Annotated in this window: 15 protein-coding genes; 2 read left to right on the top strand and 13 right to left on the bottom strand. The window is 61.1% G+C overall.

The annotated features are described in order from the left end of the window. Position 1: 1 nt before the first annotated feature. On the bottom strand, positions 2-1,141 hold the full coding sequence (locus ACHEXL_RS05455) for an efflux RND transporter periplasmic adaptor subunit (RefSeq protein WP_416561004.1): 1,140 nt from the start codon (positions 1,139-1,141) through the stop codon (positions 2-4). 85 nt (positions 1,142-1,226) lie between these two features. On the opposite strand from ACHEXL_RS05455, the gene ACHEXL_RS05450 reads away from it, so the two are divergent. Together ACHEXL_RS05450 and hpnD are read left to right on the top strand one after the other, a co-directional pair. Continuing rightward, positions 1,227-2,300, top strand: coding sequence for a phytoene/squalene synthase family protein (locus ACHEXL_RS05450; protein WP_416561003.1), 1,074 nt, complete (start codon positions 1,227-1,229; stop codon positions 2,298-2,300). A 55-nt stretch (positions 2,301-2,355) separates the two neighbouring features. Beyond that, the gene (hpnD, locus tag ACHEXL_RS05445; protein WP_416561002.1) at positions 2,356-3,195 is read left to right on the top strand and encodes a presqualene diphosphate synthase HpnD; all 840 of its coding nucleotides are present in this window, start codon (positions 2,356-2,358) and stop codon (positions 3,193-3,195) included. A gap of 26 nt (positions 3,196-3,221) precedes the next feature. Here hpnD and ACHEXL_RS05440 read toward each other — a convergent pair whose 3' ends face one another. The 12 genes from ACHEXL_RS05440 to narH all read right to left on the bottom strand — a co-directional run bounded on the left by ACHEXL_RS05440 (position 3,222) and on the right by narH (position 13,137). Then, positions 3,222-3,452: a YgaP family membrane protein gene (locus tag ACHEXL_RS05440; protein ID WP_416561001.1), complete on the bottom strand. Its 231-nt coding sequence runs from the start codon at positions 3,450-3,452 to the stop codon at positions 3,222-3,224. A gap of 45 nt (positions 3,453-3,497) precedes the next feature. Next, the gene (locus ACHEXL_RS05435) at positions 3,498-4,214 is read right to left on the bottom strand and encodes an ABC transporter ATP-binding protein (RefSeq protein WP_416561000.1); all 717 of its coding nucleotides are present in this window, start codon (positions 4,212-4,214) and stop codon (positions 3,498-3,500) included. Positions 4,215-4,225: 11 nt separating this feature from the next. Next, positions 4,226-5,428, bottom strand: a complete 1,203-nt coding sequence (locus ACHEXL_RS05430; protein ID WP_416560999.1) for an ABC transporter permease — start codon at positions 5,426-5,428, stop codon at positions 4,226-4,228. Next, the gene (locus ACHEXL_RS05425) at positions 5,425-6,618 is read right to left on the bottom strand and encodes an efflux RND transporter periplasmic adaptor subunit (protein WP_416560998.1); all 1,194 of its coding nucleotides are present in this window, start codon (positions 6,616-6,618) and stop codon (positions 5,425-5,427) included. Before ACHEXL_RS05425 ends, ACHEXL_RS05430 begins: the two co-directional genes overlap by 4 nt. Beyond that, entirely contained in the window at positions 6,615-7,193 is a 579-nt protein-coding gene (locus ACHEXL_RS05420) for a TetR/AcrR family transcriptional regulator (RefSeq protein ID WP_416560997.1), read from the bottom strand. Before ACHEXL_RS05420 ends, ACHEXL_RS05425 begins: the two co-directional genes overlap by 4 nt. A 129-nt stretch (positions 7,194-7,322) precedes the next feature. Further along, complete coding sequence (locus ACHEXL_RS05415) at positions 7,323-7,886, bottom strand: hemerythrin domain-containing protein (RefSeq protein WP_416560996.1); 564 nt, start codon at positions 7,884-7,886, stop codon at positions 7,323-7,325. Continuing rightward, positions 7,883-8,488, bottom strand: coding sequence for a nitroreductase family protein (locus tag ACHEXL_RS05410; protein ID WP_416560995.1), 606 nt, complete (start codon positions 8,486-8,488; stop codon positions 7,883-7,885). Before ACHEXL_RS05410 ends, ACHEXL_RS05415 begins: the two co-directional genes overlap by 4 nt. A gap of 19 nt (positions 8,489-8,507) precedes the next feature. Next, positions 8,508-9,206 carry a carbonic anhydrase gene (locus ACHEXL_RS05405; protein WP_416560994.1) on the bottom strand — a complete coding sequence of 233 codons (699 nt, stop codon included), beginning with the start codon at positions 9,204-9,206 and terminating at the stop codon, positions 8,508-8,510. Next, on the bottom strand, positions 9,203-10,150 hold the full coding sequence (locus ACHEXL_RS05400; RefSeq protein ID WP_416560993.1) for a peptidylprolyl isomerase: 948 nt from the start codon (positions 10,148-10,150) through the stop codon (positions 9,203-9,205). Before ACHEXL_RS05400 ends, ACHEXL_RS05405 begins: the two co-directional genes overlap by 4 nt. Before the next feature lie 44 nt (positions 10,151-10,194). After that, on the bottom strand, positions 10,195-10,914 hold the full coding sequence (gene narI, locus ACHEXL_RS05395) for a respiratory nitrate reductase subunit gamma (RefSeq protein ID WP_416560992.1): 720 nt from the start codon (positions 10,912-10,914) through the stop codon (positions 10,195-10,197). After that, complete coding sequence (gene narJ / locus ACHEXL_RS05390; protein ID WP_416560991.1) at positions 10,911-11,591, bottom strand: nitrate reductase molybdenum cofactor assembly chaperone; 681 nt, start codon at positions 11,589-11,591, stop codon at positions 10,911-10,913. Before narJ ends, narI begins: the two co-directional genes overlap by 4 nt. A 13-nt stretch (positions 11,592-11,604) precedes the next feature. Continuing rightward, positions 11,605-13,137, bottom strand: coding sequence for a nitrate reductase subunit beta (gene narH / locus ACHEXL_RS05385; RefSeq protein ID WP_416560990.1), 1,533 nt, complete (start codon positions 13,135-13,137; stop codon positions 11,605-11,607). Between the last annotated feature and the right edge of the window lie 11 nt (positions 13,138-13,148).

Genomic DNA, 13,148 nt, shown 5'->3' with positions numbered 1-13,148 from the left:
GTCACCTTGGGGCTGAAGCGGCAGCAGCGGGCGCAACCAGAGGTGCAGCGCCGTACACCGTGACCTTCTGGCCGGGTGACAAGACATGCACGCCCGCACTCACCACTTTCTGCCCTGGTTTCAGGCCCGCGGTGATGACCACCGCGTTGCCGTCCACCGTGCCGACCTGCACCGCCTGGGTGTTGACGGTCATGCTCGCCTCGTCCAGCACCCAGACCACCGTACCGGCGCCTTCTTGCCGCAGGGCGCTGGTCGGCAGCTTGATCACCGCAGCCTGGCTGCCCGGCAAATCGGCCGCCAGCACATGGACGGTGGCCCCCAATGGCAAGCGCTCGGATGCCTCTAAGGCCAGCTTGACGGCATAGGTGCGCGTGACCGGATCGGCGCTGGCGGCCAGCTCACGAACTTTGCCCTGGAGCGGTTGGCCTGTGCTGGCCAAGATGGCCTGCATGCTTTGCCCTGGCTTGAGGGCCAAAGCGGTTTGCTCGGAGACGGCAAACACCGCGTCACGCGGGCCGTCATGCGCCAGACGCACTACAGGCTGCCCCGCCGAAACCACCTGCCCCACCTCGGCCTCGACGCCCGTGATCACGCCAGCGTGGCTGGCGCTCAAGCGGGCATAACCCGCCTGGTTGCCTTGTGCCTGCGCCTGGGCTTTGGCCTGGTTCAGCGCCGCATCAGCGGCTTTCAGGCTGGCCTCGCGGCGCTCCAGCTCGGCACCGCTGATGAAGTTTTGCGCCTTCAAGGCCTCAAAGCGTTGGTATTCTGCTGCGGCCAAATCGCGCTGGCTTTGCGCCGCGCTCACCTGGGCCTGTGCGGCTTGAGCGGCCAATTGGTAGTCTTGCGCATCGATGCGGGCCAACAACTGGCCAGCCGTCACGCGCTGGCCCAACTCCGCCGGGCGTTCCACCAATTTGCCCGCCACCTGAAACCCCAGGCGGGACTCCACACGCGCACGCACCTCGGCCGAATACTCGCCTGACACATTCAATTCGCCCGCTGACACCGTGATCAATTTGACCGAGCGCAAGGGCTCCTGCGGTGCCTCTTGCTTGGAACATGCTGCCAAAGTTGTCAAAAAAGCTGCGCTCGCGCACAAATGAAAAACTCGCCGCTTGGCGAGTGACCAGGTGATGGGCATGGGGTTTCCGGAAAAAGATAATGACTGACTGGTTAGTAATCTATTCAAAGTCACCGGCGGTGTCAAGCGACAATAGCCATTGACCATGCGCCATACCCCCTTATTTTCGAGCGCTCAGCCAAGCGGGCTGAACTCTGCACAAAAAACCATCCTGCAAGGCGTCTCCCGCTCTTTTGGCTTGACCATCCGCCTCTTGCCCCCGGCCCTGCAAGCGCCTGTGGGCATCGGCTACCTGCTGGCCCGCGCCACCGACACCGTGGCCGACACCACCGCCCTGCCCCTGGCCGAGCGGCAGGTCTTGCTGGAACTCATGACACGGGCCATCGCCAAACCCGACACTTCGGCCTCGGACCACCCAGAACTCCAGCGCCTGACCCAGGCCTTTGCCGCGCAACAAACCGACCCACACGAGCGCGCCCTGATGCAAGCCCTGCCCCAATGCCTGCCGCTTTTGCACACCCTGCACCCCGCTGACCAGGCCAGCGTGCGCCAGGTGCTGGGCCACATCACCCGCGGCCAACAGCTGGACATGGCCCGCTTTGGCCCCGGCCTGCACGCTTTGCAGACCGAGGCCGAGCTGAGCGACTACATCTGGCTGGTGGCCGGTTGCGTGGGCGAGTTCTGGACCGAGTTGTGTGGCCGCCACCTGCCCGGCTACAGCCTGCTGCCGCAGGCCGAGATGATGCGCATCGGCCGTGCCTACGGCATGGGCCTGCAGCGCCTGAACATCATCCGTGACGCCGGTGCCGACCTGGCCACCGGGCGCTGCTATTGGCCAGAAGAAACCCTGGCGCATGCGGGCCTGACCCCGGAAGTGCTGGCACGAGCTGCCCAAACCGGCGATGCCAACACCCTGCAAGCCTTGGCCCCGCTCTACACCGCCTGGCTGGACCACACCCAAGCGCAACTGGCCGAGGGCATGCGTTATGCCTTGGCCCTCCAACCGCTGCGACTGCGCCTGGCCAGCGCCCTGCCTGCCTTGATCGGTGCGCGCACCATCGCGCTGCTGCGCCAAGCCGGACCAGCCGCGCTGACCCAGCGCGTCAAAATGCCGCGCAGCGAAATCAACGCCCTGCTCTGGCGCATCGCACTGGGCTTGGGCAGCCGTGCTGTGCTGGACCGGCAATTCCAGCAATTGACGGGCACGCACCCCGCTTGACATCCCACCTGGCACCCGCCCAGGGGCATTTCTTTCGGTGCGAGAATCCCAGCCCATGAGCCCGCAAGACTACGTCCAGCAAAAAGCCGCCGCCTCGGGCAGCAGTTTCTATTACGCCTTCCTGTTTTTGCCGCCCGAGCGCCGTGCGGCCATCACCGCGTTTTATGCGTTTTGCCGCGAAGTGGACGATGTGGTCGACGAGATCAAAGACCCCAGCGTGGCCGCCACCAAACTCGCCTGGTGGCAAAAAGAAGTGCTGCAATCCTACGCAGGCCAGCCCACGCACCCGGTCATGCATGCGCTGATGCCGCACACCCAGCCCTTTGGCATCGAGAGCCGCCATCTGCTGGCCGTGATCGAAGGCTGCCAGATGGACCTGAACCAGACCCGCTATCTGGACTTTGCGGGGCTGACGAAATACTGCCACCTGGTGGCCGGTGTGGTAGGCGAAGTCGCTGCCCGCATCTTTGGCCAGACCGACGAAGCCACCACCGCTTATGCGCACAAGCTGGGCCTGGCCTTTCAGATGACCAACATCATCCGCGACGTGGGCGAAGACGCCCTGCGCGGGCGCATCTACCTGCCGCTGGACGAACAGCAGCGCTTTGGCGTCAAGGCGCAGGACCTGATGCAGCGCGCGTATTCAGACCACTTCAAAGCGCTGATGAAGTTCCAGACCGACCGCGCGCATGCCCTGTACGACGAAGCCTTGGCCCTGCTGCCCGCCGCCGACCGCCGCGCTCAAAAACCCGGCCTGATGATGGCCAGCATTTACCGCACCTTGCTGCGCGAGATCGAAGCCTCGGGCTTTCAGGTGCTGCACCAGCGCATTGCGCTGACACCGCTGCGCAAGCTGTGGCTGGCCTGGAAGATGCAGGCGTTGGGGCGGTTTTGATACCGCAACAGGGGCACCACTTCAACTTAATGTGAGCAGCATGAATCGCCCGTTTCTTTGATACCCAACAACTTGAAAATTTTGCCTGCTGGGCAAACACCCGTGAAGCCTGACTGGAAAAGGTTCAAGCCGACAAATGCGCACAGCCACAGCCAGCTGGGTTGACTCAAATCGGCTTGGCCATTGAAGTGCGCCAAGGCCAGACCCAAGGTCACCATGAACCCGGCCATGATGTTGATCATTTTGCTAACGGTCATTTCAATACTCCTGATTTAAAACTCTGTATTCTTTAAAGACGTGTATCAGTCCAGTGCACGGCCTTCGCCTTGCTCTTCCACCGTTTGTCCATCACGGATGTGATAAATCCGACGAAATGTCGGGATGATTTTTTCATCGTGCGTGACCACAATGATGGCGGTTTGCGCTTGTCGCGCCATGTTGTTCAAGATCCGCATCACCGCCAAGGCGCGTTCACTGTCCAGGGGGGCTGTGGGTTCATCCGCCAAAATAACGGGCGGCTTGTTGGCCAACGCCCGGGCAATCGACACGCGCTGCTGCTCGCCTCCTGACAATTGCGCTGGCTCGGCCTGGGCACGATGTGCAACATCGAGTGCCCCGAGCAACTCCAGCGCCCGTGCGCGAGCTTGTGCATTGGGTACACCAGCCAACATGGGCAGCAGGGCCACATTGTCAGTCACATCCAAAAAGGGAATCAGGTAGGGTGCCTGAAACACAAAACCAATGCGATCCCGGCGCAATGCCCGTAAATCCGAGGTCTGCCAGCCGTTGTCATAAATGATGTCCTGACCGAGTGTCATCCGACCTGACGTCGGCTCGATGATCGCGCCCAGGCACTTGAGCAAAGTGCTTTTACCCGAACCTGAGGGTCCAACCAGCCCGACAACCTCTCCCGGGGCCACTTGCATGTTCACATTTTTGAGGGCCTCGACAGCTGTATCACCATGCCCATAGACTTTGCGGAGATTGTCGATGCGGATGCCGCCCTGGTTCGAAATCATGTGATGCCCTTTCAACCAATGGCTTGCGCCGGATCCACACGCAAGGCCACGCGAATGGCCAATGTGCTGGCCAGCGCACAGATCAGCAGCGTGGCCACAAAACCCAGCGCCGCGTCTTGTGTCAACAACAGGACAAACTTGGGAAACACAGGTGCCCACAGCGTGGCAGCCACTTTTCCGACCACAAAACCGATGACGCCTAAACCCAGGGCTTGTTGCAAAATCATGCTGGCAATGGTCGCGTTGCGCGTGCCGATGAGCTTGAGCACAGCGATCTCACGGATCTTGCCTAAAGTCATTGTGTAAATAATGAAAGCAACAATTGCAGCACTGACCACGGCCAAAATCGCCAAAAACATGCCAATCTGTTTGGCTGAGGTGGCAATGAGCTTTTGCACCAGAATTTCTTCCATGTCGCTGCGCGTGTAAACCGTCAAATGTTTCCATCGGCGAATAGGCTCTGCCACTTCTTGCGCAGACCAACCCGAGGCCACTTGCACCAACACAGCATTCACACTGCGGCTGGTGTTTTGCTGGTTTTGGGCCGCATCCAGCAAACCGGGCACCCCAGGGCGATTGAAAGCCGGATTGTTTGCCGTGCGAACACGGTCATTGACGATGGCATCGTTGTCTTTGAGAAACTGCGCTTCCTGCGCATCTTTCAAGGCAATGAACACCATGGGGTCTCCACCCGACGACACCATCCTTTGCGTCAAACCCACCACCACATGGTCATGGCGACGAATCCGCACACGCTCACCCAGCGACAAACCTGTTTTGGTATCGGCCACAGCTTCATAGTGACTGTGCGTCAGGTGTCGACCTGCTACCAAGTGGGCCGGCTGGCCAGGCAAACCCATGGCCCCCGGCTCGATGCCCACCACCATCGCACGTGCTTCACGGCCATGAACCGACTTGATTTGCATCGTGAAGTAAGTGATGTTGGCGGCTTTGGCAACACCGGGCAAGCCCACAATGGCGCGAACCACATCGTCTTTCAAATTGGAGCTTTCGGCATAAGGGCCCTGCGTGTCCTTTTGAACCACCCACAAATCAGCACCACTGTTGTTGAGCAAAGCTTGCGCATCGTCCACCATGCCGCGAAACACCCCAGCCATGGTGAGCGTCACCCCGATCAACAAGCCAAGACCCAGACCCGTCAGGACAAACTTGGCCCAACTGTGCTGAATGTCCCGCATGGCCAAACTGATCATGGGTGGCCCTTTTTGACCAGGACGTCCACCACCTGAAAGTGCAAGCCGGGTTTGAGCGGTTTTTCGCTGTACACCACGATCGTGTCGCCGGCTTGCAAACCACTGAGGGCTTGAACACGCCCATCCAGACTGGCCATGCCCCATTGCACCGGCACAAAGCCGATCTGGCCCTCAACCACTCGCCAGACACCACTGCGGCCAAGGTGCTGCTGCACACTGGCTTGAGGCACGACAAGGGCATCGGTCAAAGGGCTCAGCGACAAGGTCACTTCGGCCATCTCACCAATCGAAGCTCCACGCGGCAGCTGGGAAAAACCAACTTGTGCCACGCGCTCCTCGGTCACCGCATCGGCCAACCATTCGACGCGTTCCACCTGCCCAGACAAAGGATTTTGTGGCTGTGACCTCAACACGATCCGTGCCGGCAAGCCCATCGCCAAGCCCTCAGACCGACTTTGATCCACGCGCATCTTCACCCACAGACTGGCAGGATTGGCCAGACGCAGCACAGGTTGGCCAGCAACAACGGTGCTGCCCGATTCGGCGTCACGGCTGAGCACCACGGCGTCTGCGGGGGCTATCAAACGGCTGTTTTGCCGAAGCAAGGCGGCAGCCGAGCGTTCAGCCTGCAGTCGCTGTGCGTCTTGAGCTGCAGCTTGCACATTGGCTTGGGCCGTCTGCACAGCAGCTTCGGCCGAAGTCAACTCCTGCTCCCGCCCTTCCAGTGCGCCCTGGCTGATGAAGTTTTGGCGAGCCAAATCTTTTTGACGTGACAAATTGGTGCTTGCCAAGGCCCGTCGAGCCTGCGCGTCGGCCAATTGCGCCCGTGCCGCCATTTGCACACTGCTGGCTTTGGCCACCGCCGCCTCTTGCGCCAGCAAGCGTTGGTCCAAATCAACGGGGTCCATTTCAGCCAGCAATTGGCCCTTTTTGACGAATTCCCCCACATCTGCATGCACCCGCAACACGCGCCCGGCAACAGTGGGCCCCATGAGCCAAGATTGACGCGCTTCGACCGTGCCCACGCCAAATACAGACGGTGTCAAGGAGTCACGTTGAACCTCAAGCACCGTGATCTTCGCCGGTGCCAAAGGTCCCACGCGAAATGCGACCCAAGCCATCAACACACAAAGTGCCAAGGTCCCGAGCACGACCATCCAGCGGCGTTTGTTCCATCGAGCCCAATTCATTGTGCTTCCTTCAAGGGTTGAGGCACGGGGGCCAGTAGGCCCTTGGCGTAAATGTCATAAACCTTCAATGCTTGTGTTTTCATGCCAGCCAACGTACCCGCCATCATTGACTGCATGACCAAGCCTTGAATGGCCCCCATGAACAGCGCGCTGGCCGCATGGGTATCAATGTGGGGCGAAATGTGCTCTTGAGTCCGTGCTTGATCCAACAATCCCACCACCAATTGGCGGTAGGCCAGCATCAAGGCCTGCGCGCGGTCTTTGAGAGCTGTCGGTTTTGCGTGCTGCAATTCCTGAAAGATCAAGCGTGGAACCCCTGGGTATTGAAGAACAAAATCAATGTGCGCCGTGAACACCGCCTTCAAAGCCGTCAGTGCCCCCCCCGCTGCGATATGCGCTGTCACTTCGGTCTGAAGTCGTGTCATGAGGTCTTGCTGCACGGCTTCCATCACGGCCACCCATATAGCTTGCTTGCTCTGGAAATGCTTGAACACCGCACCTTGGGTAATTCCTACCGCCTGTGCAAGCTCCGCAGTGGTGATTTCCGCCGGGCTTTTTTGCGCCGCCAATTCCAAGGCCGCCTGAACCAAACCGATTTGACGGTCTTGCGTTCTTTGTTTGGTGCGAATGGACATTGTGCGATCAAATAAGTAATTGATGAATTACTTTAACAGAAAACCTGTGCTCCTTTTAGAAAAAAAAGATCAGCGGCCTCTTCGGCCTACCATGTCTCGCGACATGACTACCAGTTGGTCTAAGCTCAGTGCTTGCTTGGCCTGCGGATACACCTGCTCTTCCTCAGCCTTGATGTGGTCCTTATAGATGGTCACAAACGCGTCCATGTCGGCCTGGTCCACATCGCTGAAAGGCCTCCGATTTTTGGCGTCCGCGTGCGCCACACGCGCCAGCGCCTGGCGAACAGCTGCCCAGCGCTTTTCCATGTCCCGGTGATCCCGCTGGAGCCGGACCACCAGCAAACCCAGGCGTCCATCGTGTAAAGCCAGCACCGCCGGGAAAACATGCAGCTCTTCGTCCAGGTGGTGCTGCGGGGCAGCCAAGTCGAAGTAGCGCATCACGTCCGTGGCCGCGGTCGCGGCTTGCGCGTCACACCCGTTTGTCAACAGGTGCGACCTGAGCCGTGCGAGCAAATCCAGCATGCGCTCAACCCGCTCATGACAAGCCGAAAGCATCTCAAACGGCGCTTCAAAGCCCACACTGGGTGAACGCAAGCCCGGCAAACCCGCGCCTGCAGCGCTGGAGTCGGTCACGCTTTGTCTCCCCAGATGCGGGTGAATTGCTGCATCTCTGGGCGTGGCTTGAAGGGTTTGCGTGAGCTGACCGTGCCCACGCTCAAACAACAAATGGCATGCTCCGCAGCGTCCAGCCCCAGATCGGCACGAAAAGAAGCGGCCTTGAGCGCTTTGCCGCTCGTCAAACCCGAGCCATAGCCCATGGCATGGGCCAGCAGCATGAGGTTCTGCACTGCGCAGCCCGCACTCAGCACCCGCTCGTGCATGTCGATGTCGGCAGAGCCTTTGGCCTCGTCCACGATCAGCAGCATCAACAAGGGTGCCCGCAGGGCCTTGTCGCGTGCCTGCTCCAGTTGCTCGACCGATGCGCTGGGGTCACGCTCCAGCAAGGCAGAGGCAAACAGCTCGCCAAGATCGACCCTTTTGTGCTCGGGAATGATCAAGAAGCGCCAGGGGTTGATGAGGTCGTGGTCCGGCGCGGCCGCAGCGGCCTGAAACAATTGTTCGAGTTCAGCCGCATTGGGGCCGGGGGCCACCAACCTTTTGGGCAAAACGGTCTGGCGCGAAGCGATCCACTGGCTGGCCAGCCGTGGCGCATTCGCGGTCTCTGCATCGCTCATGTCATATCCCTCATCGCGCTCACTCCGAAATGATCTGGCCATCGTGCTCCACATACGGCGCAAACGGCCCAGTACCGCTGTGCGACGACAGCGATGCTGGCACAAAATCGCCCCGCTGCACATCGAACACATGCACCTCGCCCTCTTCGATCACATAGTGCCAGCCGTGCAAGGTCAGGCGCCCGGCTTCGACTTCGCGCCGCACCATGGGGTAGTCCATCAGGCGTTCGAGCTGCAAGACCACCGAACGCTGCTCGGTGCGCAGTAAGGCCTCGGGGCTGGGCCGCACCGGCAGCAGGGCCTCGTCGGCCAGCTTGAGCCAGCTTTGCAAGGCCTTGGCTTCTTCGGGTGCGCCTTCGTAAGCGGTGCGAATGGCACCGCAGTGGCTGTGCCCACACACGATGATGCGCCGCACATGCAGCTGCAGCACCGCGAACTCGATGCCTGCCATGGTGCCGTGCAGCCCGTGCGAGCCATCGAAGGGCGGCACCAGCGCGCCCACATTGCGCACGATGAACAACTCGCCCGGCCCGGTGCCGGTCAAGAGGTAAGGCACCAAGCGCGAATCCGAGCACCCGATGAACAAGGTTTTGGGGTGCTGCCCCTGCGCCACCAGATCCTGAAACCGCTGCTGGTGCAGCGGAAAATAATCCGCATGAAAGCGCTGCAAACGCTGCAGCAGCTCATCGGACGCGTCGGGCAGCGCTGGTTCGTTCATTGCACCAGGGGCGAGGCATCCCCGTCCAGTTCCAGGCCCTCGACCTGCGCCAGGCCGACCAGTCGGCGCATGTACTGCCCCAAGGCGGTGGCGCGTGACTGCCATTGCAGGCGCGCAGCGATCTGCGCCTTCAGCTGTTCAAACGAAGGCAAATGGCCGGGGTTCACTTCGAGCACATCGACGATGTGGAAACCAAAGCGCGTGTGCACCAGACGTGGCCGCAGCCCCGTGCTCTGGCTGGACTCGGCCAGGAAGAACAATTCCTTGGCGAATTCAGGTGCACAGTCCTGAGGCGTGAGCCAGCCCAGATCACCGCCTTGCGCGCCCGATGGGCAGTTGGACAACTCGGCCGCCAATTGCGCAAAGCGCTCGGGCTGCACCGACTTATTGGACAGTTCCAGCAAAGCCGCTTCGGCACGTTGCGCCAGCGCGGGCACGTTCACCCCGGGCGTGACGGCAAACAAAATGTGGCGCACCCGGCGTGCCTGGCCCACGGTGAATTGCGCCTGGTGGGCGTCGTAGTAACGCTGCGCTTCTTCGGGTGTGGGCTGGGGCGAAGCGACCTCGGCCTCCAGCATGCGGTCGATCACCGCCTGATCGTCGGCGCTCAGTTCAGGCGCTGTCAGGCCAGCGTGGCGAGGCAGCATATCCAGCCGGACGGCCTCTTGGCGCAGCAGTTCGGCGTGTGCCCGCTCCAGCAGGTCTTCTGCGGGGAGGCTCTCGCCGGAGGCGAGCAAGGCGATGCCATTGATGGCGGGCGCCACGGCAGGCAGCACATCGCTGGCCTCGTCGGTCTGCGCTGAACCGGCTAACGCGGACATGGCAGCCGCCGTGCGCTCATAAGCCGAAGACGGCACTGCACTGCCGCAGCCACAAGAGCCGCTGCCGCAAGAACCTGCACCGGATGTGGCGGACTGGTTTTCTGTCAAGGTGTCAAAAGTCATGGTGAAGCCCTGTGTGCAATGGTTTCAAAAATTTCAACACCCGATCAGCCACGGCCGAACGGCGGCCGGGGCGTCATGCCCACACGGCGGCTGCGCACCACCTGGTACGGACGCACCACATAGGCCAGCGTGCCGAAACCACTCCAGACGTGCACCAGCCGCGTGAACGGGAAGATGAAGAAGATGCTCATGCCCAGGAACATGTGGGCCTTGAAGACCCAGCTGGCTTCGGCCAGCAACTCCACCGCACCACCTCGGAAGGTGACGATGCGCTGCGCCCACTCGGCCAGCTTGAGCATCATGCTGCCGTCCAGGTGCTGGGCCGACAGCGGGATGGTGGCCAGGCCCAGCGCAAACTGCGCCCACAGCAAGACCAGCAGCGCGATGTCGCTGGCGCGGCTGTTCACGCGGATGCGCACGTCAAACAGGCGGCGGTGCAACAGCAGCGTCACGCCGATGAAGCCCAGCACGCCAAACACACCGCCTGAGACCATGGCCAGCAACTGCTTGTCGCCCGCGCTCATGATGTGCTCGTACATGAAATGCGGCGTGAGCATGCCCACGCTGTGCCCACCAAACAAAAACAGCACGCCCACATGGAACAGGTTGCTGCCCCAACGCAACTGGCCTTTGCGCAGCAGTTGCGAGGAATCGCTCTTCCAGCTGTACTGATCGCGGTCAAAGCGGATCAGGCTGCCGAGCAAAAACACGCTCAGCGCGATGTAGGGGTAAATGCCAAAAATGAAATGGTCGAAGTAGTTCATGCTGCAACTCCCCGGGTTTGGGTAGAGGTTTTTCTGACAATGTGGATGGGCTGCGCCTCGCCCGGACGGGCCTGGCCGCGTGTGCTGCAGCCATCAAAGGCCTCGGGCTCGCGCCAGCTCTCGTCCAGCGGCTCGTCGGCCACGATCTGCGCGGCCTGGGCCTTGTGCCCGGCCAGCTCCAGCACCGCCGCCAACACCACCGCATAGGGGCTTTCGCGTTTGAGCAAAGCGCTGAAGATGGCGTTCAGAATGTGCGCCATCTCGCCCAGAAAGGCCTTGGCCACCTCGGGCGTCTGGGTCGATGCGAACTCCAGCACCACGCACAGATGGTCGGGCAGCTCGTCAGGCGACAAAAACAGGCCCGATTGCGCGTAGGTTTGACTCAAGTCGATCATGGCCGGCCCCCGGTCACGCGAGTCGCCATGCACATGCTCGAACAGGTGCAAGCAGGTGGCGCGGCCCCGGTCAAAGGTTTCCACATAACGCGCCTCGGCGTCCATGGTGTCCAGACGCAGCAGGTGGGATACCAAGGTCTGCAGTTCGGCCTGACGGCCAGCGCTCAAGGCGCCCTCTTCCTTCAGCACGGGCAGCAACTCAGGCAGCTGAGCTCGCAACTCGGTGTCCGGATAAGACAGCAACTGGGACAGCACGCGCAATGAATATCGGTTGTTCTTCATGAAAGACCTCGCTTCAAACGACGGGCTGGATGGGGATGGTGCGACGCTTGTCGCCACCGAACAGGCTGACCTCGGACTGGCCGTCCGAGCAACCGTTGCCAAACGAGAAGCCGCAGCCGCCGCGCATGTCAAAGGTGTTCTCGGCGTATTCCCGGTGCGAGCTGGGAATCACGAAACGGTCTTCGTAATTGGCAATCGCCATGACGTGGTACATCTCTTCGACTTGGGCCACCGTCAGGCCGGTTTGCTCCAGCACCGCCAGGTTGTCCACGCCGTCCACATGCTTGCTGCGCTGGTAGGTGCGCATGGCCAGCATGCGTTCCAGCGCGCGGGTCACGGGCGCGGTGTCACCCGCGGTGAGCAAGTTGGCCAGGTACTGCACCGGAATGCGCATTTGCGACACATCGGGCAGCTCGCCGTTCATGCCCACATGGCCTGCATTGGCGGCCGCCGTGATGGGCGACAGCGGTGGCACATACCAGACCATGGGCAGCGTGCGGTACTCGGGATGCAGCGGCAAGGCTACTTTCCAGTCGATCGCCATTTTGTAGACGGGGCTGTTGCGTGCGCCTTCCAGCCAGGCTTCGGGAATGCCGTCCAGACGGGCCTGCTCGATCACCTTCGGGTCGTGCGGGTTCAGGAAAATGTCCAGCTGCGCCTGGTACAGGTCTTTCTCGTTTTCGGTGCTGGCCGCTTCGGCGATGCGGTCGGCGTCGTACAGCACCACACCCAGGTAACGGATGCGGCCCACACAGGTTTCCGAGCACACGGTGGGCTGACCGGCTTCAATGCGGGGGTAGCAGAAGATGCATTTTTCAGCCTTGCCGCTTTGCCAGTTGTAGTAAATCTTTTTGTAGGGGCAGCCGCTCACGCACATGCGCCAGCCGCGGCACTTGTCCTGGTCGATCAGCACAATGCCGTCGTCTTCGCGCTTGTAGATCGAGCCCGAAGGGCAAGACGCCACACACGCCGGATTCAGGCAGTGCTCGCACAGGCGGGGCAAATACATCATGAAGGTGTTCTCAAACTGGCCCACCATGTCTTTTTGCACCTGGTCAAAGTTGGCCAGGTTGGCGTCCTTGCTGCGTTTGCTGAACTCGCCGCCCAGGATTTCTTCCCAGTTGGGGCCCCACTCGATCTTTTGCATGCGCTGGCCGGTGATCAGGCTGCGCGGGCGCGCCGTGGGCGTGGCCTTGGACTCGGGCGCGCCTTGCAGGTGCTCGTAGTCGTAGGTGAAGGGCTCGTAATAGTCGTCGATCTGCGGCATGTTGGGATTTGAAAAAATCCGCATCAGCAGTTTCCACTTGCCCCCCTGCTTGGGCTCGATCGAGCCATCGGCCTTGCGGGTCCAGCCGCCGTTCCACTTGTCCTGGTTTTCCCAGTCCTTGGGGTAGCCAATGCCGGGCTTGGTTTCCACGTTGTTGAACCAGGCGTATTCCACGCCGGGTCGGCTGGTCCAGACGTTTTTGCAGGTGACTGAGCAGGTGTGGCAACCGATGCATTTGTCCAGGTTCAGCACCATCGCAATTTGTGCGCGAATTTTCATGTGTTTCTCCT

Source organism: Limnohabitans sp. YIMB22184 (assembly GCF_048020265.1).
In the GTDB taxonomy this organism is placed as follows: domain Bacteria; phylum Pseudomonadota; class Gammaproteobacteria; order Burkholderiales; family Burkholderiaceae_C; genus Limnohabitans_A.
This window is presented reverse-complemented; position numbering and strand designations above follow the sequence as displayed.

What these genes read in the sequence shown, in the direction of transcription:
- hpnD (WP_416561002.1), top strand. Translation starts at nt 2,356, where the DNA reads ATGAGCCCGCAAGACTACGTCCAGCAAAAAGCCGCCGCCTCGGGCAGC.
- ACHEXL_RS05455 (WP_416561004.1), bottom strand. Translation starts at nt 1,141, where the DNA reads ATGCCCATCACCTGGTCACTCGCCAAGCGGCGAGTTTTTCATTTGTGC.
- ACHEXL_RS05435 (WP_416561000.1), bottom strand. Translation starts at nt 4,214, where the DNA reads ATGATTTCGAACCAGGGCGGCATCCGCATCGACAATCTCCGCAAAGTC.
- ACHEXL_RS05425 (WP_416560998.1), bottom strand. Translation starts at nt 6,618, where the DNA reads ATGAATTGGGCTCGATGGAACAAACGCCGCTGGATGGTCGTGCTCGGG.
- ACHEXL_RS05410 (WP_416560995.1), bottom strand. Translation starts at nt 8,488, where the DNA reads ATGAGCGATGCAGAGACCGCGAATGCGCCACGGCTGGCCAGCCAGTGG.
- narI (WP_416560992.1), bottom strand. Translation starts at nt 10,914, where the DNA reads ATGAACTACTTCGACCATTTCATTTTTGGCATTTACCCCTACATCGCG.
- ACHEXL_RS05450 (WP_416561003.1), top strand. Translation starts at nt 1,227, where the DNA reads ATGCGCCATACCCCCTTATTTTCGAGCGCTCAGCCAAGCGGGCTGAAC.
- ACHEXL_RS05440 (WP_416561001.1), bottom strand. Translation starts at nt 3,452, where the DNA reads ATGACCGTTAGCAAAATGATCAACATCATGGCCGGGTTCATGGTGACC.
- ACHEXL_RS05400 (WP_416560993.1), bottom strand. Translation starts at nt 10,150, where the DNA reads ATGACTTTTGACACCTTGACAGAAAACCAGTCCGCCACATCCGGTGCA.
- narH (WP_416560990.1), bottom strand. Translation starts at nt 13,137, where the DNA reads ATGAAAATTCGCGCACAAATTGCGATGGTGCTGAACCTGGACAAATGC.
- narJ (WP_416560991.1), bottom strand. Translation starts at nt 11,591, where the DNA reads ATGAAGAACAACCGATATTCATTGCGCGTGCTGTCCCAGTTGCTGTCT.
- ACHEXL_RS05430 (WP_416560999.1), bottom strand. Translation starts at nt 5,428, where the DNA reads ATGATCAGTTTGGCCATGCGGGACATTCAGCACAGTTGGGCCAAGTTT.
- ACHEXL_RS05405 (WP_416560994.1), bottom strand. Translation starts at nt 9,206, where the DNA reads ATGAACGAACCAGCGCTGCCCGACGCGTCCGATGAGCTGCTGCAGCGT.